The organism is Desulfopila aestuarii DSM 18488, from assembly GCF_900143695.1.
GTDB classification, from domain to species: domain Bacteria; phylum Desulfobacterota; class Desulfobulbia; order Desulfobulbales; family Desulfocapsaceae; genus Desulfopila; species Desulfopila aestuarii.
On record NZ_FRFE01000005.1, the window covers coordinates 143102 to 162955 of the forward strand.

At 52.4% G+C, this 19854-nt stretch carries 11 protein-coding genes; 6 read left to right on the forward strand and 5 right to left on the reverse strand.

Annotated elements, in window-relative coordinates:
• Window positions 1-147: 147 nt before the first annotated feature.
• Together BUF15_RS07025 and hemG are read left to right on the forward strand one after the other, a co-directional pair.
• Window positions 148-828: a metallophosphoesterase gene (locus tag BUF15_RS07025; protein ID WP_073612758.1), complete on the forward strand. Its 681-nt coding sequence runs from the start codon at window positions 148-150 to the stop codon at window positions 826-828.
• Window positions 825-2228 carry a protoporphyrinogen oxidase gene (gene hemG / locus BUF15_RS07030; RefSeq protein WP_073612759.1) on the forward strand — a complete coding sequence of 468 codons (1404 nt, stop codon included), beginning with the start codon at window positions 825-827 and terminating at the stop codon, window positions 2226-2228. The genes BUF15_RS07025 and hemG overlap by 4 nt, the downstream gene beginning before the upstream one ends.
• 80 nt (window positions 2229-2308) lie before the next feature.
• On the opposite strand, the gene dnaA is transcribed toward hemG, so the two are convergent.
• Both dnaA and BUF15_RS07040 read right to left on the reverse strand, forming a co-directional pair.
• Window positions 2309-3637 (reverse strand): chromosomal replication initiator protein DnaA, encoded by a 1329-nt coding sequence (gene dnaA / locus BUF15_RS07035; protein ID WP_073612868.1) that lies wholly within the window; start codon window positions 3635-3637, stop codon window positions 2309-2311.
• Window positions 3638-4341: 704 nt separating this feature from the next.
• Window positions 4342-5082 carry a ComF family protein gene (locus BUF15_RS07040; protein ID WP_084553637.1) on the reverse strand — a complete coding sequence of 247 codons (741 nt, stop codon included), beginning with the start codon at window positions 5080-5082 and terminating at the stop codon, window positions 4342-4344.
• 495 nt (window positions 5083-5577) lie between these two features.
• Here BUF15_RS07040 and bamA point away from each other — a divergent pair, with 495 nt between their 5' ends.
• The 3 genes from bamA (at window position 5578) to BUF15_RS07055 (ending at window position 12555) form a co-directional block, all read left to right on the forward strand.
• Entirely contained in the window at window positions 5578-8262 is a 2685-nt protein-coding gene (gene bamA / locus BUF15_RS07045) for an outer membrane protein assembly factor BamA (RefSeq protein WP_073612761.1), read from the forward strand.
• Window positions 8263-8336: 74 nt separating this feature from the next.
• Entirely contained in the window at window positions 8337-11882 is a 3546-nt protein-coding gene (mfd, locus tag BUF15_RS07050) for a transcription-repair coupling factor (RefSeq protein WP_084553649.1), read from the forward strand.
• Complete coding sequence (locus BUF15_RS07055) at window positions 11875-12555, forward strand: HAD family hydrolase (protein WP_073612762.1); 681 nt, start codon at window positions 11875-11877, stop codon at window positions 12553-12555. The genes mfd and BUF15_RS07055 overlap by 8 nt, the downstream gene beginning before the upstream one ends.
• Here the strand turns inward: BUF15_RS07055 and BUF15_RS07060 are convergent.
• A complete protein-coding gene (locus tag BUF15_RS07060) occupies window positions 12464-16807 on the reverse strand; it encodes an acyl-CoA dehydratase activase (RefSeq protein WP_073612763.1) in 4344 nt (1447 codons plus the stop codon). The two genes, BUF15_RS07055 and BUF15_RS07060, sit on opposite strands and share 92 nt — an antisense overlap.
• 347 nt (window positions 16808-17154) lie before the next feature.
• Here BUF15_RS07060 and BUF15_RS07065 point away from each other — a divergent pair, with 347 nt between their 5' ends.
• On the forward strand, window positions 17155-18039 hold the full coding sequence (locus BUF15_RS07065; protein WP_073612764.1) for a DMT family transporter: 885 nt from the start codon (window positions 17155-17157) through the stop codon (window positions 18037-18039).
• Between the two features lie 14 nt (window positions 18040-18053).
• Here BUF15_RS07065 and BUF15_RS07070 read toward each other — a convergent pair whose 3' ends face one another.
• Window positions 18054-19034, reverse strand: coding sequence for a Crp/Fnr family transcriptional regulator (locus tag BUF15_RS07070; protein ID WP_073612765.1), 981 nt, complete (start codon window positions 19032-19034; stop codon window positions 18054-18056).
• 158 nt (window positions 19035-19192) lie between these two features.
• On the reverse strand, window positions 19193-19819 hold the full coding sequence (locus BUF15_RS07075) for a class I SAM-dependent methyltransferase (protein WP_159441242.1): 627 nt from the start codon (window positions 19817-19819) through the stop codon (window positions 19193-19195).
• Between the last annotated feature and the right edge of the window lie 35 nt (window positions 19820-19854).

Genomic DNA, 19854 nt, shown 5'->3' on the forward strand with positions numbered 1-19854 from the left:
TATGGGTTGGATAAAAGCCGGCAGCGGTGGCCGCCACCCTTTGGTTTGCATCTTTGCTAAAAGTCGGCGAAAATGTTAAGCATGTGAAACGAACTGTCAAGTGGTCAGCCAGTTTCCCAAAAGCTTCATGACATAAGGGATAACAATATGAGAATTGTTGCCTTCGGCGATATACATATGAGTGGTCGGCAGTGCCGATGTATTCCCGGTGCTGACAGTGCTGAGTTGCTCATAGCCACCGGCGATCTCACCAACTACGGCAAAAACAAGGACGCCAAAGAGGTGCTGGATGAATTGCTTGCGGTGAACCCAAATGTTCTTGCTGTTATCGGCAATCTTGATCATTTCGAGATCAACGACTATCTTGACCAGCTCGACATGAATCTGCACGGGCAGGCCCGGCTTATTCAAGGTAAATTGTGGCTGATCGGAGCAGGAGGCTCCAACATCACCCCCTTTCGCACCCCGACCGAATACAGTGAAAGCGAGATAAACGAAATCCTGATGCGCGGTTACAATATGGCAGCAGAATACCGCTCCCTGATGCATTACGGCAAAGAGAGGCTCCCAACCATCCTTGTCTCCCACACCCCTCCCCGGGATACCTTGGTAGACCGTTTGCGGGACGGGCGGCATGTGGGATCATCGGCCGTCCGTGCCTTTATCGAAACCTACCAACCCGAGCTCTGTCTTACCGGCCATATCCATGAGGCCCAAGGTGAAGACTGGATCGGTAAAACCCACATTATCAATCCCGGCATGTTCAGAAATGGCGGCTGGGTCGAAATTCTTCTCAATCAGACAACGCTTACTGCAACTCTCAAATGACCACACATTATCAAACTCTCATTATTGGCGGAGGCCTCTCAGGCCTTACCGTCGCCCATAAACTGCGCCTGCAGGAACCTGAACACCGTTTTTTACTGCTTGAAAAGAACGGTTCCACAGGCGGTGTTATCCGCACCAATCGGGAAAACGGTTTCATCTCTGAAATCGGCCCCCACGGCTTTCTCGACAACTGCCAGGAAAGCAAAGACATACTCGCCGAAACCGGTCTTGACCGGGAATGCGTCAAGGCCCCTCTGATCGACTTTGTCCGCTACGTCTATTTGCGAGGCAAACTGCAGTGCATCCCCCAGACTCCTAAAAAAATTGCTTTTGCTCCACTCATCTCCTGGAAAGATAAGCTTAGAGTGCTGGGGGAATGGTTTCAGCCTCCGCTCGAAGGCGAACCTACCGTGGCAAAATGGGTCAATCACCGTTTCGGTCCGGCCCTGCTGCCTTTTGCCGATGCAGTCTTCACCGGAACATACGCGGGAGACTTTGATCGGCTGGCCATCGATGCGGTCATGCCTGGGATACGCGCTCTGGAAAAAGAACACGGCTCAATGCTGCGCGGGCTGGCAGCCCAAATGCTGGCCAAGAGAAAAGAGGGGGGCGAGAAAAAGAAGTTGGCCATGCCGGCCATGACCAGTTTTGCCAACGGTATGGCTCGACTGCCCGAGCGCCTCACCGAGTTACTCACCCCAGGTGTCAATCTGCAGTTGAACTGCGGAGCCACCTCGATCGGGCGCGAAAACGGACGATGGCAGGTTATCACCTGTAGCGGTCCTCTTACCGCCGACAACCTGGTGATCGCCGCACCTATAAACGTTTCGTTGAAGTTACTGTCTGACATCGCTCCCGAGTTGGCCACTGTTCGGGTACCCGAAACCTGGATTTCCACCGTGGTCTTCGGTTTTGGCCCCGGTGTCACACTCCCACCGGGTTTTGGTTACCTCACCCCGGAATCGGAACAGCGCTTCACCCTCGGTTCGCTCTTTTCTTCCAACATGTTCCCAGGCCGTGCTCCTGCCGGCCACGTGCTGTTTGAAACCCTCATTGGCGGCCGCCGGCATCCCGAACGGCTCGAACTTCACCGGGAAGAACTGATCGAAAGAGCGTTGGCCGATGTCCAGGACATCCTGGATATCAGGCAAAAGCCGATCTACACCACGGTTCTCCGCTCCGACGGTGGCATTCCCCAGCTGGAACAGGGCTACACAAAGCTGCTCACCCGGCGCGATGAACTGATTCGCGACAATCACGGCCTTCATGTCTGCGGCTTTGGCTGGGAAGGAATCGGCTTAAATGATATGATGAAGACCGCTACCCGGGTGGCTGAAGCTGTTCTTCACGACTCAACCAGTACCTGCGGGGCTGCCGAGGTGAAAAAAGTCTATTTCTGAAACGAGCACTGCACAAAAAACAAAAGGCCGGAACCTCAAATCGGGTTCCGGCCTTTTATTTACTGGAAACGCTGCCCCAATCAGAGACTCTGAACTTTGTCGCTTAAAAGCTTGACCTGAGCACCGACAGATATGTCACGTGCGGACATGGTGGTCACTTTCTTGATGGAATGCATAACCGTGGAGTGGTCACGGTTGAAGGCCTTGCCGATATCGGCCAGTGAGTCGTCAGTATATTTCCGACAGAGATACATAGCCACCTGCCGCGGAAACGTCAGTGTTTTCTTACGTGACTTCGATTTCATGTCGGAGATGCTGACCTTGAACTGCCTGGCGATGAGCTCGCTGATCATCTCAATGGTCAGTACCTTGTCTGTTCCCACTACACTGGTGACCACTTCGCGGATCAGGTCCATGTCAACGTGACCGCCATTCAAGCGGGCCTTGGCGCGAATGGCCACAATGGCTGATTCCACCTGGCGAACATCGCCGCGGATATGCTGGGCCAGATATCCGGCCCCATCTTCTCCGAGCTCGATCTTGTGCTGCACCGCTTTTTTGCCAATGATCCTGAAACGGGTGTTAAGATCCGGTTCCTTGATCATGGTCACCAGTCCGGAAGACATTCGCGAGCGAAACTCCTCATCAATCCCGCTCAGTTCACGGGGCCCCTGATTGGCAGTCAGCACTACCCGCTTACCTGATTTAATCAGACAATCGAGCACTTCATTGAGTTCTTCCTGGGTCTTTTTCTTGCCGGCAAGGGAGTGAATATCTTCAACCAGCAGGATATCACACTGATTATGGTACTTTCGCTTAAAGACATCCATGCTTCGGTTCTGGATATTCTTCACCATCTCCGAGGAGAACTGCTGGGCGGTGACGTAATGCAGGCGAGTCATGGGTGAGTCGACGATCATTTTATGGGCAATGGCGTGGGTCAGATGACTTTTGCCAAGTCCGGTGGAACTGTTAATATAGAGGCAAGGACCGATGGAGTCATCCTGAGTGGTAATGGCCCGGCAGGCGGACTCTGCCAGAATGTTTGAATCCCCAACCATGAATTCGTCAAAGGTATAGCGGGGATGCAATGACCGGACACAGGAGTTATTCTCCGGAACATTCGGCAACCGCAACTGTCCTCTGGCCGCAGTGACCTGAAGAGTCTGATGTGCACGTTCATCTTCGCAGAGGATCACCTTCCTCTGCACCGAACCAGATTCCTTTACGGTAGCTTCAATGACAGAGAGAAATTTCTGCGCGACATAAGCACTGAAGTATCTATCAGGACTCAGCAGATAGATGGCGTCATCCCGCACCTCAACACATTTCAAGGGCTCGATCCAGAGCTGATAGACAGCACCGGAGAGGGTGTCCTTCAAAATTTCCTGTGTTTTTTCCCAAAGCATATTTTTTTCCGCAATACCAAACAAAAATCCGATTACAACCAATATGGCGTAAAATTGGAAACCGACAACGACTATTATCTCGTCTCGTACTCCCCGAAAACGGGGCCGGAGACACCGTGCTGAAGCAAAACTGAAACAGATGATACGAGTCCGGTGAACGACAGAGCCACCAAACGATTCGTGCATGATGAATACCCAAGACCGAGTTCCTCGTCAAAGACAATTTTGCCAAATTTTCTTATCAAGGCAGCTGTTTATTAGGATCTTTGCAAAGACCGGCAGTTCCTGGCTTTCCCCCGTTCTCTTTCACTTTTGTCTGCAAAAATAGGTTCTTCCTCTCCCCCTCCCCAGACCCACGTCAAATAAGGGCTTTAGAGAGAGAAGGGAAAAGTTATCAACATATTAAGATTTTCGTTAAACTCCACCCATATCGAAATATCTCTATATTGCTCAAATTTGCGCCATATTACTCGAATGAACATCGGAGACCACAGTAAATCAGGGCCTTATAGCGAGCCCGCCATGCAAACTTTTTTTTCATTAAAATTTATCCATTTCATAAACAACATTAAACAATACCTCTCTGAGATAACATGCTGACTTGACGCGATGGCTCGTCTTGCTACGGTCATTTTATTCTGCTTGAGACCTTGTATTTCGCACACCATATAAATAGGTGGCCCAAGTGTGCCCCATCCCGTTTTTCACTCGCTCATCACTACCCTGGCAAGGGTAATTACCCCAATTTCAGCAGCTCCTGCCCGTCGTACTACCCGCGCACACTCCATCATAGTAGTGCCAGTGGTGAAAACGTCATCAACGATAACAACCCGTGCTCCGACGAGCGACCTTGATTCGGCAATTTCAAACGCACCACGCAGGTTTCTTCGCCGATCTGCGCCATCGAGGCCTGTCTGGGGTGAAGTTGCCCTTTTTCGCTGTAACAGATGTGGATCGATTCGCTTCTCTGCACCGGGGAAAAGGATCGTAGCAAGCGACAGTGCCTGGTTCATCCCTCGCCGCTGCAATCTGGTCCGGTGCAACGGTACAGGCAGGACATAGTCCCATGAGTGATCAAATGTTGTCAATACAGGGTGCACGATGGTTGACAATGCCGGCAGAACAGTGGTGTCCGCCTGATATTTCAACCTGAGCAACAGCTGGCGCACTTCCGGGCCATAGCGGACCACCGATCGGGCATGGTCCCATGGTGGCGGTCGCCGGATACAGGATCCACACAAAAAACCGGCAGCCGCGCCACTTCGGAGAAGTCCCCCACATTTTCGACAGACGGCAGCGTCCATATAGACGATACGGGATCTACAGGAACTGCAAATTCCTTTAGGGAAGTGCTGGGGCAGATAACTGTTACAGAGCCTGCACCTTTCCGGCAATACCAGCCCCAGAAATGATTCCAGCCAACGGTTGAGGAATGCGCGTGACATGTTTCACCCTCGCAAAAATAAAAGGAAATGGAGTCCCGGAGCCCCATCTCGTATTCACACCATACAGCCCTGTCGGCCAAAGACTGCCTGACGTGACGGAAACCCCGCAAGCTGACAGCCAAGAAACCAGAAGGCATCGAAATAACGACCATTACACCCACAAGATCATACAACATCTTTTTCTTTGGCCATTGATCTGCAACCTTTGCATTTTCTGCGAAACATGGCATAATGGGCGGGGTTTTCAGCAGGCTCAATCATGAACAACAGCCACGTGTTTCGCAATTGAAATCAACAGGCTGACAGTCGTGCAAGAAACCTGAAAAGCACGCGAACGATGCCCTGCTTCGACGTACCGAAATGCTTAACCGTCTGCGTCCTCAACATTTGACGCAACCGGTAAAAAACGAATATTTTCCACTCACTATTGTACTATGACCTCTTGGTCATGACGACCACTGTTTTTTCGATTCTGCCCACATCAAAGGAATTCCTATGAACTTTTTCAGGCAACTACCGGTTTCGTCATCTCGAGCCTGTACCGCTGTAAAGTTAACCGTGCTTTGCTTTGCTCTCTATTTCCTGCTTGCACCGTTGTCGGTTTCGGCCGCCACCCTTTCCACCGCTTTTCTCCCACTGAAAATTAACAGCGGCAAAGACGTGCAAGAACTCACCGTGCGCGCCGACAAACTCTTTTCCGAATCGCTCGCCGCCCACGGTATCTCTCTTATGCCGCGCCCAAAGGCTGAGAGCATGGCGAACTATCAGGGTAGCTGGCCTCCACCGCCCGCAGCACTTCAATCTATCAGCAAAGCCACCGGCAATGACAATGTGGCAGCTGGCAATCTGACCGTTATCGGCAAACAAATCAGTGTTGATTTGAAGGTCTTTGATGCATTAACCCCCAATAGTCCCAAATACTTTTTCAGCAAAGCCAACAACGTCGATGAACTTACTACCGCCATCAACAGTGTCGTTCTTGATGTCCTGGCCTACACCGAACGCGATCTCAGAATCGGCACCATTGCTCCTGAAGGCAACAAACGGATCGATTCCGGCGCAATTCTCAGAAAGATCAATAGCAGGGCTGGCGGCGCCTATAACCCGGCAACCCTTCGGGAAGACCTTAAAGCCATCTACTCCATGGGTTATTTCAACGATGTCCAAATCGATGTTACCGACGGTCCGAAAGGTAAGAATGTGGTCTTCAAGGTTGTCGAAAAACCCACCATCGCCGCTGTTACCTTCAGCGGCACCGATGAACTGAGCGAAGAGGATGTCAAAGGTGCCGCTAATATCCGTGAGCACTTCATCCTCAATCCGGCCGCGGTAAATGCCGGGGCCGAAGCCATCAAGGAACTGTACAAGTCGAAAGGCTACTATAATACCACGGTCACTACCGACATCAGCTTTCCCAACGAAGAGGGCGCAGTTGTCACCTACACTATCGACGAAGGTGAGAAAATCTATATCAAGGAAATCTCCTTTGATGGCAACAGCGCCTTTGACGACGACGAGCTTCGCGATCAGATCGAAACCAGCGAAAAGGGCTTCTTCAGCTGGATTACCGCATCTGGCCTGCTTGAGATGGACAAAATCAAGCAAGACGCAGCCAAGATTGTCTCTTTCTACAATGACAACGGTTACATGGAAGCAAGGATCGGCGAACCGGTTATTCGCCAGGAAGAGGAATGGCTCTACCTGACCTTCAATATCGAAGAAGGACCGCGTTTTAAAGTAGGAACCGTCGATGTCAGCGGCGATCTCCTTGGTGACAAAGCTACTTTTGTCGATATGCTCACCATCCGTGATGAAGAATATGTAAACCGCAGCGCCATCCGGGAAGACGTGATGGCCATTACCGACTATTATGCCGAAAAAGGCTACGCCTTTGCCGAAGCTCGGCCGGTGATGAACAAATCCGCATCCGGTAGCAGGGTTGATCTCACCTATGTGATTAATAAGGGTGAGCTGGTCTATATCAACCGGATCATTATCAAGGGCAACACCCGTACCCGCGACAACGTTATCCGGCGTGAGATACGGCTGGCTGAAGGCGGGGTGTTTAACTCCAAAGCGTTGCGTGAATCGAGTCAGGCTCTTCAGCGGTTGCAGTTCTTTGAAGAAGTCAACATCACCCCCGAACCAACCATTGAGCCGGCCAAGATGAACATCAACATCGAAGTCAAAGAACGCTCTACCGGCACTTTCAGTATCGGCGCAGGCTACAGTTCGGTGGACGAAATTATTGTCATGGGTTCGATCTCCGAGAACAACTTCCTCGGCCGCGGTGACCAACTATCACTCAGTGCCAATGTCGGCGGTAAGAGTTCACGATACAATCTGGGCTACACCAACCCCCATCTCAATGATTCTGAACTGTCCTGGGGTGCAGATCTGTTCAACACCGAACGAGAGTATGACGATTATACCAAAAAGTCGAATGGCGGCGGCCTCCGTATCGGTTACCCGCTCATTGAAAAATGGCGTATCTTTGGCAACTACACCTATACTGACACTGATCTCTCCGATATCAGCGACGATGCCTCCTGGGTCATCACGGAGTCGGCTAAGGTTCCTGTAACCAGTTCAGTCGGAGTGTCACTTGTACGTGATACCAGGAACAAAACATTTGGTGCCACCGAAGGTTCCAAACATATGATCAGTACCCAATATGCTGGTGGCCCCTTTGGCGGCGATGCCCAGTTTACCAAGATCGAAGCATCTACCAGCTGGTATTTCCCGCTGATCTGGAAAACTGTCCTCCACCTCAAGGGTGCCGCCGGCCAAGCCTTTGAGAATGAGAATGATAAATTTCCCGTTTATGAAAGATTTTATCTGGGCGGTATCAACACGGTCCGTGGTTTTGAGTACGGCAAGATCAGCCCCATGAATGATGGCGACCGTATCGGTGGCGACCAGATGTGGTATACCAATGTGGAGATTATCTTTCCAATCATTGAGGATCAAGGCATCCAGGGAATTACCTTCTTCGACGCCGGTCAGGTGTATGGTGATGAAGATCAGCGATCAGACGACGACCCCGAATCGGCAGTCGGTCTTGGTATCCGCTGGCTCTCCCCCATGGGGCCCATCAGCGTTGTCTGGGGATATAATCTTGATCCCAGGGATGATGAAGACTCCTCGGTCTTTGACTTCAGCATAGGCGGAACATTCTAACATTCCGTAAACGTAGCTAAATAACGAATCACCACGCCGGCTGCACCCAATGCAGCCGGCACTTTTTTTTCAAGATGATCCAGCAACTCCTCACCAAACTTCAACAGTCAAGCGTTACTCAGGTCAGTGGTCTGCGCGGCGCAAGCGGTGCCTGGCTCTGTGGCCAGCTGGGTAAAGAGGTGAGCTGCTGCTGCATCCTCCCCGACGAACATCTGGTTTCAGTATTTGAACAAGATCTCCGTCTCTTCACCGACAGCCGCGTCCTGGTCTATCCCGGTTACGAGATACCACCCTACACCCCGCTTAGTCCCGACCAACAGACCACGGCTGCCCGCCTTGCCACCTTGTATCAGCTGCGGGCTCACAATGAACGAACCATCGTCGTCACCTCGATAGAGGCGCTTTTACGAAAAGTCATCCCAATCGAAGTGCTGAGCCGGGCGGTCGAACTCCTTATGGCTGGTGAAGAGTGTGACCGCGACGATCTGCTCACACGCCTCACCCGACTTGGCTACGAGCAGGTCTCGCTGGTCCAGTCGGTTGGTGATGTGGCTGTTCGAGGCGGCATTCTCGATCTTTACCCACCACCTTTTGTCACGGGGGCGGGGGACGTACACGATGGGCCACTGCGTCTTGATTTTTTTGGTGATACCATTGAATCTCTACGAATCTTTGACCCTATCAGCCAACGTTCAAGCGGTGAGCTTGAGGAAGCGATACTGCTCCCCGTCCATGATGTGGTAATCGACCGCGACGAGGTCACGGCCCGTCGCATCGCCCGTCAGTTCAGGCACCACGCAGAAGAGCTCAATTGGGAGGAGAAAGAAGCCGCCCGTATCTCTGAACGGGTCGCCACCGGGAGACGATTCGCCGGCATGGAGTTTTTTCTTCCCCTCTTCTATCACGAAGAGGGCAAAACCATCTCAACAGTCTTCGACTATCTCCCGCAGGAGATGGTCATGGTCATGCTGGAGCCGGAAGCCATCAGCCAGAGCCTGCAGATGGTCTCGGAGCGGATCCACTCCAATTACCACGAAGCCGCCTTAGCCCAGCAACCTGCACTTTCGCCCGAATCGATCTTTGTCTCTACTGAGACCATCAACAGCCAGCTGGCCTCCCGCAAACAGCTGCTATTTAGCGATTTCAGCCACGACAGTGGAGCACAGCTATCGTTTTCGACAACCAACCATCAGCTGTTGAAGCAGGAGATATCACTGCAGCGAACCAGTCGCGGCCTGATCGCTCCTTTAAGCGATCGAATCAAGGGTTGGCAGGAACAGGATGATCTGGTGGTTCTCTGCTGCCGCTCCGGCCGTCACACAAAAAACCTGGCCGAGCTGCTCACCAAACATCACCACACTATCACCATCGCCGAACCGCCACTGGCAATCGATAGCCTCACAGCAGAACGTGGCAGCAGCCTGCTCCTTACCAATCATGAGCTGTCCCACGGTTTTTCCCTTATCGACCAGCGCGTCCATTTTCTCTCAGAAAGTGAACTCTTTGGCGAAATGCGATTGGGTAGCAAGAAAAAGAGCAAACGCCAGAAAGGCGAACCGATCCGCTTTGCCGAGTTGCAAGACGGTGATATCGTCGTCCACCGCGACCACGGTCTTGGTTATTACCAGGGATTGCAGACAATCGACATCCAGGGGATAACCAACGATTTCATGTTGATTGAGTACCGCGACGGCGACAAGCTCTACCTGCCGGTGGACCGCCTCAACCTCATCAGCCGCTATGAGGGGTTATCCGATAAAGAACCGAAAATCGATAAGCTCGGTACTCAGAACTGGAAGATCACCACCGCAAAAGTTAAAGAAGAGGTATGGAAAGTCGCCCACGAACTGCTGGATATCTACGCCCGTCGAGAAATGCAGCAGGGACGAAGTTTTTCCAAACCGGGCCCGCTTTTTGCCGAACTTGAAGAATCCTTCCCCTATGACGAGACCCCTGGCCAGGACAAGGCGATCACCGAGGTCATCACTGACCTCATCTCCGATCAGCCTATGGATCGATTGGTCTGCGGCGATGTCGGCTACGGCAAGACTGAGGTGGCGATTCGGGGCACCTTCAAGGTGGTTGAGGACGGCCTGCAGGTTGCGGTGCTGGTGCCGACCACAGTACTTGCCGAACAGCACACCAAGACCTTTCGCGAACGCCTTGCCGGTTTCCCGGTAACCGTGGAATGTATCAACCGGTTCCGAACACCGGCCGAACAACGTAAGACGCTCGCGGCCTTAAAAGATGGCAAAATAGACATTCTTATCGGAACCCACCGGTTGCTTTCCAAAGATGTGGTCTTCAAAAATCTCGGACTTCTCATCGTCGACGAAGAGCACCGTTTCGGCGTCGCTCACAAAGAACGAATCAAGAAGATGAGGAGTGAAGTCGATATCCTCACCCTCACCGCCACCCCCATCCCTCGTACCCTGCAGATGTCGCTTCTGGGTATCCGCGATCTCTCGGTCATTTCCAGCCCACCCGAGCACCGGCGGCCGGTAAAAACCTTCATCGCCCGCTATGACAACCTGGTGATCAAGGAAGCAGTCAGCCGAGAACTTCGGCGTAAGGGCCAGGTCTTTTTTATCCATAACCGGGTCAAGTCGATCCACAAGATAGCCGGGGAGATCCAGAAGCTGGTACCCGAGGCCCGGGTGGCCATTGCCCACGGCCAGATGGCCGGCAAGGAACTTGAGGAAATCATGGTGGCCTTCGTGAATCGGGACATCGATGTCCTGGTCTGCACCACCATCGTCGAATCGGGTCTCGATATTCCTACTGCCAACACCATCATCATCAACCGTGCCGACATGCTGGGGTTGGCCGAGATCTACCAGCTGCGCGGGCGAGTGGGTCGCTCCTCCACCCAATCCTTTGCCTACCTGCTGGTACCGTCCATTGACAGTCTGAAAAAAGATTCACGGGATCGATTGCGAGCCCTGATGGACTGCAATGAACTCGGCGGCGGCTTCAAACTCGCCATGAGTGATCTGCAGATCCGTGGCGGCGGTAATCTGCTCGGTATCTCCCAGTCAGGCCATATCGCCGCTATCGGTTATGACCTCTATCTCGACCTCCTGCAGAAAACGGTGGCCGACCTCAAGGCCCGGGCGTTGAAAGGCGATCTGGAACGGCCGGTCGACGAGCTCGATCCTGAGATCAACCTGCAGGTCTCAGCCTATATCCCGGAACCCTATATGATGGACATCAGCCAGCGCTACGTCACCTATCGACGCATTGCCGCGCTGGTTAACGGCGACGAGACCGAGCACAGCGATCTGCAGGCGGAACTTGAGGACCGCTACGGACCGTTGCCGGAAGAGACCCATAACCTCTTCACTGTCGTTGCCCTGAAGAAACAGCTGGCTGCACTGAGAATCAATAAGCTTGAAAAGGGACGTGACACCCTTGTTTTCACCTTTGTTAACGACACCCCGGTCACCCCTGAGAAACTCCTCAACTATGTGCAGGGAAAAGCAGCCACCAGAAAAGGCGCCAAGACCAAACTCACCCCGGACGGACGGCTGGTGGTCTCTACACTGCTGCCCACCCCGGAAACGGTCTTCGGGGTAGCCCGCCAGATACTCACCGACCTGACGAAGATGACCCATGACTGATGACCTCGCCCCTATCCTCCCCGCAATCTCCTGGGACACTATCGATACCGTCCTGCTCGACATGGACGGGACGCTCCTAGACAGCTACTTTGACGATTTTTTCTGGGAAGAATATGTCCCGAAGGTCTTTGCCGAAGCCAATAATCTCACGCCCCAGGAGGCGCGTAAAGCGCTATTGGCCTGCTACCGGCGAGTTGAAAAAACATTGCAGTGGGCAGATCTCGACTACTGGTCGGATCAGCTCGGCCTCGATATCCCCGAGCTGAAATGCAAGATCGATCACCTCATCCAGGTCCACCCCTACGTGATCGATTTTCTAGATTTCCTTAAAAATATCGGCAAAACCATCTATCTCGTCACCAACGCCCACTCAAAGACCCTCGCCATAAAGCTTGGCAAAACCACAATCGGCCCGTACTTTCACCGGATCATACCGGCCGAAGAAGTTGGCGAGGCCAAAGAGCAGCCAATCTTCTGGGAAAAACTCGAAAAAATGCTCGGATTTAACACAGACAGAACCATGCTGGTCGACGACAACGCCAATGTTCTTACCGCAGCCCGCACCTATGGCCTCACTAACCTTATCTATGTGGCCAAACCCAGTTCTCGTCAACCGGTACGCTACTCAACAGAGTTTGCTTCCATTGTCTATTTCCGGGAACTGATTCAATAGCAGGTGGCCCTTCCCTGCGCGCTGCCCCGTGTATTTCCTGCCCCGTTTCTCCCCCCTTTCGGGTCTCGTTTCGCGGATATTTCAGATAGGGCAGAATCACTTCGTTCTTACTCCCTCCGGTGCCGTCGTAGGTAACGGACACCACCGGCACCCCGGTTTTCTTCTCGATACGATCCCGCATCGCCTCGGTGACAAGGGAAGGACAACAAAGCGACGGACTGGTCTGGACAAAAAGCGACACATCGGGAAAATGTTTTTTGATGTAATGAATTTTCAGGATGTTGTCCATCGACTCGCCGGTATTTTCCGGCTGGATATTATACTCGCTGAGAACCTGTACAGGATCGTCATCATAGGAAAAGACTTCCCCACCCAGAACTGGTGCAAAGATCCGCATATACGTTTTTTCCATCCGGCTCATAGTTGACAGCAGCGCCCTGTAAGCCAGAAGATCAAGATATTTCCCCTCATTGAACCATTTGCGAAAATAGGATGGGGCAATCATTTTGGCATACTCGCTGTAAGGGGTGGTGATCACCTCGCCGCCATGGATCTCGATGAACCGGACCAGATCCTGGTTCATGACCCGGTTATCTCGCACATAGAGATCACCGAAGATCGCTACCTTCGGCCTCCGGGTCACGGTTCTGGCAATCGCGCCAAAGCGGGAAACAATGAATCGCAAGGCATCTTCCTTTTCCCGCCCCTCCGCAAAAGCTGCCGATAACAGGGCAACACCTTCTGCCAGCACCCGGTCCGTCTCGCCGTTCTTTCGCTCATATGGCCTGATCCGGCAGGCGACCCGACGCAGCATCCCCCCTAGCATATAGGCAAAATAGGCGTTTGCCGCCGCCCGGAAGGAGATCTCGGCAAATGAGAGCTTCCCCACATAGACACCGGCCTCACCGAACCCTTGTTCCGTAATTATCGTCTTGATATGATGTGGATACAGGCGGATATTGCAGGATATGGTCGCATGGTTAAGCCAGAGGCTGCAGTCCGCCGGATTGAGGTCATGGCACCGCATGGTCTCTATATACCCCTGTGCCACGATGTTCAAGGGTAGACACTGACCGCTGTTATGGCGAAGCCCTTCCCTGATAATCCGGTGACTTTCCTCCATGAGTACAACCTTGTACCCTTCCCGTCTGAGTGTCGCAGCCAACAATCCACAGGTAATAGCGTCCCAGTTAGGAAAAATCAGATATTTACGGTTGAGCTCAGGGTCAAGACGCGGGTTGATGGTGGTGTAGTCGACATCCAGCCAGCGCCGCTTTTTCCTGTGGTGATTGCGAAATGAACGAACAGCCGCCTCGATCCTGGTCTCATAGCCAACGCTGGAATCGTGTTCGTCAAGCTGCAGGATGAGATAAGGCTTATTGTGGCTGTCCATCACTTTCTTGAAATAGTCGATAACGAAAGCATCCGGGGTACACATAAATGAGGTTAAAAATACGGGATAAAGCATATCGCGCTGAGCAATCACCTCAGCAGCCTCAAGAATCCGCACCCCGTGCTCCCAGTGTATTTCGTCCAGGAGGGGCTGGATATGCGCCACCTCATCTCGTTTGTAGGAGAGCATGTCCTGATAGAAGGTATCGATCCCCAGTTTGTTGAATATAGTTGGGACATTACCGTTCAACCCAGGAGAGAGCACACTGTATGGTCTACCGACAAACACCACCTGAACATCAGAGCCGCCAGCTCTTCTCTCAGCCATCAGCCGGACCATTTGGCCCTTGCCCTCTTTCTTGAATTGGAGGGCCTTGTCGTACGCCTGGGCGACATCGAAAAAGTTCCAACGGTTCGGAACAATGTCCTTCATCATCCGGTAAAGTTCGATTTTGGTATGAAATGAAGTGTAGAGGTACCTGACTATAGGACGCAGTATCCGGTGTTCGATATCCCCAGCCATTGATGCGGTTAACGCCGGAAGAAACTGGGTATAGTAGCAGTACTGACGGCGGACATCTTTGGCTTTTTCTTCAAGAAAGGTAGGCAAAAAGATATAATCAGCCCGATCAAGCAACCAGGCGACATGACCGTGCATCGCCGTTATCGGCGCGCAGAATTCTGCGCGGGTCAGTTTTTTCCCCTGGACCTGGCCATCCCGACAGCCTTCACTGGTGACAGTGACAAGCCCCAGCTGATCGAAAAAAAATTGCCACATGGGGAGATCTTCCACCATGTGCACTGCCGCCGGCAGACCGATACGTATCTCACCTTCTTCTGTTTTCCGATGAAAGTGACAGACCCTGCGCCTTTCGTGTAACAGCTGGAAACTACCGGTGTTTGCTGAGACATAACTTTTCGTTCCATAGTCGCGGCCGCAGAGAAAGCCATAGGCAACCTCCGTTCCACCTACATCGGCAACACTGATCTTGCAATGGTTGGTGCAGATTTCACAAATCTCGCCCCGAATCTCTACCTTTTGGCGATAAAGCGAAAATCCCTTGAAATCTGTTGTGTTTTTCCCCTCATCTCTCAAGATCAGGGCGACGCCCAGCGCTCCGGTCAGATGACAGAATTTCGAGACGATAATCGGCCGCCCCAACCGTTGTTCAAAGGCTGCCACCAGGGCCTTGTTTTTAGCGGTCGCGCCCTGAAAGAACACGGTTTTGCCAATATGCTTTTCGCAAGCGACTTTCTGCAGATAGTTTTCCCTGACGCCATGGAGAGCGGCAGCCAGCACCTCATCTACCGTGTAGCCAAGACTCAAATAGTGGTTGATGTCACGCTCCATAAACACCGTACAGCGATCGCTCACCATGGGCGCACGCTGGTTTTCCGCCCGTGACGAATAGTCCTCCACAGCGCAGCCGAGTTTGGCGGCCTGCTCCTCGATAAATGAACCGGTACCCGCGGCGCAGACACTGTTCATGGTTGATGAGGTGACCCGACCATCCTGCAGGGTGGTGAACTTGGCATCCTGACCGCCAATCTCGATGATGGTATCCACTTCGGGATTGAACTGACAGGCGGCCCGGGCATGGGCGGTGATCTCGTCAATGATATTATCAGCACCGATAAGCGTACCGATAAACTTTCGACCAGAGCCGGTACTGCCACACTGAATAACTGAAAATTCAACTTTTTTTTCGCGCTGGATAGTGTCTATGGCTCTAAACAGGGCCTGAACAGCGGCAAGGGGGCGCCCGGCGGTACGGGTATAGAGGCCGGCGACAACCTCGTGACTACCATCCATCAATACCGCTTTGGTCGAAGTGGAGCCGACATCGATCCCCAGATAGACATCCAGGTTTGTGTTGGAATTCATGGTACGGTGGATATCGACCTCCACCGTCGGCTCACCTTCAGAGCGGTCGAGATACTGCTCGATACTAGTGAAGTCGGGATAGGTCGACAGGTTAAGGGTCAGTGGAGGGTAATAGTACTCCTTCTGGCCAATAGATTCGGCCAACAGCAATTCATCGATGGAGAAGTGTTGTGATGCGGCAATAGGTAGATCCAGGGATATTAATTCATCTAAAGCCATAAAGCAGGCACCCAAGGCCCCATAGAGATGGCCGAGAGCCGGACGGACAAAGTGTATCCCGGTGAGTGTTTCGATATGGGCTGCTACCGCCCCATTTCGGGCAACACCACCACAAAAAATCACCTCCCCTGCCGAAACAGTATCTTCGACAAAGAGTGTATCAACGATGTTTTTGGCAAGTCCCTGACAGAGGCCGTTACTTATTTCCCCCAGGCTATAGCCCTCCTGTTGGGCATGAATCAGGTCGGTTTTTGCAAACACCGCACAACGTGTGGCGATTTTTGGGCACCTGGAGAAACTTTGAGCTGCGATTTCAGAAAGTTGCTCACTTGAGCCGAGATGGAGACGGACAGCCTGCTGGTCGAGGAAACTGCCGGTTCCGGCGGCACATGAGGTATTGGTGCGGCTGCCCAGATAGTGGCCGTCATGATCAAAGGTGGACAAACTAAATTTCTCTCCACCCACTTTGAGCAGCCCCCGTATCGCCGGGTGTAGCCTCTTTGCCGCAGTAATGGTGCATATCTCGCTATCGTAGCGGCGCGCACTTCGAACTCCCGCAGGCGTCGAACCGGTAATCGCCACTATGTCGATCTGGGTAAGCGCCGCCTCGTCGAGTAACTGTCGTATGGTTGCCGAAACTTCCCCATGGTGAAAACGGTAGCCGGTATGCAGGATAGAACCGTCTCGTTCAATCACGGCTACCCCAACCGCTACGGAACCGACATCAATACCAAGTATCGTTATAGCGTTATTCATAATCACCCCGCCAACCAGAGTGTTACCGGCTCGTTTCCGGCTACCGATGACAGCTAAGGCGCATGTTGCACGTATCTGCCGCCACCTGCTTCATAAATCAACAACACCGCTCCATGCTCACGTAGTATTATACCTGATATACAGTTATTTAACATAGACATATCAACATCAAACCTGACACCTCCTATTTGCCGGAAAGATCAAACATGTCCAGCGAGTACCGTTACACTGGCTCTTCGTGTCGCCCAAGACTTCTGTTGCTATGCCAAGGCCTTTCGTGCTACAAGGACATCTTCACTACGTTATCCCGAACTATTTTGTCATTTACCGTCTAACCGGAGTCCCGGATGCTATCTCCTGCTGTCATTGCCCGAAATCTACCGACCTTCTCCCTGCTAATGGCAATGCTCCTCTGGTCAAGCTCGTTTATTGCCCTGAAAATTGCCTTTCGTGACTTCGACCCGATGGTGGTCATTTTTGGCAGAATGCTGGTGGCAAGCCTATGTTTTCTTCTGGTTGGCAAGAGGATCGCCCGTTCGCTTGATTACCGCCCGGGTGACTATAAGCCTATCCTCTTCATGGCCTTTTGCGAACCCTGCCTCTATTTCATTTTTGAAGCTAAGGCCATCGAAAACACCAGTGCATCCCAGGCCGGACTGCTCACAGCCATGCTGCCCATTCTGGTCATGATTGCAGCAGCTCTGCTGCTCAAAGAGGTCAATACGAAAAAATCCTGGATCGGGGCGATCCTGGCAGTGGTGGGAGTCTGCTGGCTGACGGCGGAATCGACACCGACAACTGATGCACCAAATCCGGTGCTGGGGAACTTCTATGAATTTCTGGCGATGGTCTGCGCGACCGGCTACACTATCTCGCTGAAACAGCTCACCAGCCGTTACTCGCCATTTCTGCTTACCGCCGTCCAGGCACTGATTGGCAGCATCTTCTTTTTTCCACTGATGTTTCTGCCCGGCACAACGTTGCCCACCCATTTCCCGCTGGTGGGCTCTCTGGCCGTCCTCTACCTCGGCGCTGTCATCACCCTTGGTGCCTACGGCCTCTACAATTTCAGCCTGAAGCATGTTCCGGCAAGCCGGGCGGCAATCTTCGTCAACCTGATTCCCGTATTTTCGGTTGCTCTCGGATGGCTGGTGCTTGGTGAAACTCTCTCTGCCACCCAATGTGTGGCAGCAGTAGTGGTCATGAGCGGTGTTTACCTCAGCCAGCGGTAAAAGACCTGTCCGGTTTATTCTTCTATCAGGTGCTTTGCCATCTCGCTGTTTGAAAGTTCACTGTGCAGGCGGACATGGATGGTAAAATCGTTATGCAACAATATCCCCACCTTGACAACGATTCCCTGCAGAATCATTCGGCCGTCTGACGCATGGGGTTCGGGCTCAAGCTCAAGATCAATGACCCGGCCAAGCAAGGCCTGGGCAGTTTCGGCACGCGGGCAGTGGATCTCAAAACAGGTGCCGTTCCGGGAAAGGTCCAGAATTGATCCACGAAAGCTCTCCCCGCTTCGGCCCCCATCCTCCCCAAGAACGTAGGCGGTAAGCTTACAATCAGCTTTCTTTCGCGGAAAAAGCCGCTTTTCTATATTTTTCTGCTGCTGCAACTGGCTGGCCCGGCTATTCTGCAGACAGTAATCAGCCAACTTCTGATACAACCCTGGATGGTGCTCATCCCAGTCACGGGTCGCCGTCTTGTCGAGATAGCGAAGCCGCACCTCGGTCTGAGCCCCGGCGGAGAATGTCGGATTGGAAAGATTGAAGAACGTTTCCTCCCCCAGCACATCTCCCCGCGACAACTGCCCCAGCAGGATCCGTTCATCGCCTTTGGAGTGAAACAACGTCACCCTGCCATTGTCGATGAAGAGCAACCTGGCCACCGGTTTACCCTGACGGATCATAATCTTGTTCGCGGCCACCGTTGCCTTTTTTGTCGCATAAAAGATACAATTCTGCTCTTCCTGACTGAGTCTGCTATAGAGGTTATCCCATATGGCGAGATGATTCTTGTCGATCCCAAGACTTTTTTCTGCCTCAATAATTTCACCAGTGGCAATAATGGAAGTAAGGGCCATTGGATGATTGGCAAGCAGCACATTGCGAAGTTTTTCCGCACTACTGAAATCACCAGCCTTGGCCAGCTTTGTAATTTCAAGCTCCAGCATTTCAGGGGAACGTCGATCTTTCCCCGGATCATTCTGTTTGTCTGTCGTCATGCCTATCTCCCTGATTGGTTTCTCACTGTCCGACCGGAACTTGCCACCACCTCCGGTGTGATCATTTCCTCACCATCTGATCTGAGACGAACGCAATATCTCTTTTTTTTGAATGATAATCCGGCAATACATTCCTGTCAATTCTGTGAAGTCCCTCATCAAATCCCCAGACAGTTGTCAGCACGATAAAAGATAGAGGTGCACCAGCGCCGGGTACTAAGCGGGCCCAGCCCCCAGAAATCAAGCCGTGCAAAACGCACGCCGGTAAGGACATCATAGCCTGGCTGATACTCCTCACGGTCACTGTTATCCCAGATTACCACACCTCCCGGCTTTAATGCGCCAAGACCATTCTTGATGCAGTTGACCCGGTCACGGCCATCAATGACCAGAATGTCAAACTGGCCGGGATAACCGGCGATCTCTTCTGCGTATGCGGTCGACCCACCTTTATGCCTTCGAAAGAGATAGGTGGTGTTGTCGGCAATAACCCGCTCTTTGAACGCTCTATACCATTCTTTGTCGTGCTCACAGCTGACCAGACGTGCCACCCGTTTCCCCCACCAGAAAGTGGAATTGCCGGTGCCGTATTCAAAAACCGCCATCCGGGAATCAATGCGGGGAGAGAGAAAATCAAGAGCCGGATAGGTTATCCAAGGGATCGGCCGCCCCTCCTTATCCACTGCCTCGCCCCTCTCCATGGAGTTCAGCCAGCCGCTCTCCTGCAGATAACCCGGTGAGCCGGCAAAAAAACGGAGTAGCTTTTCAATTGTCATACTGCTCATTTCGCTATTCATACTCTTTGGTGAAATATTTGATT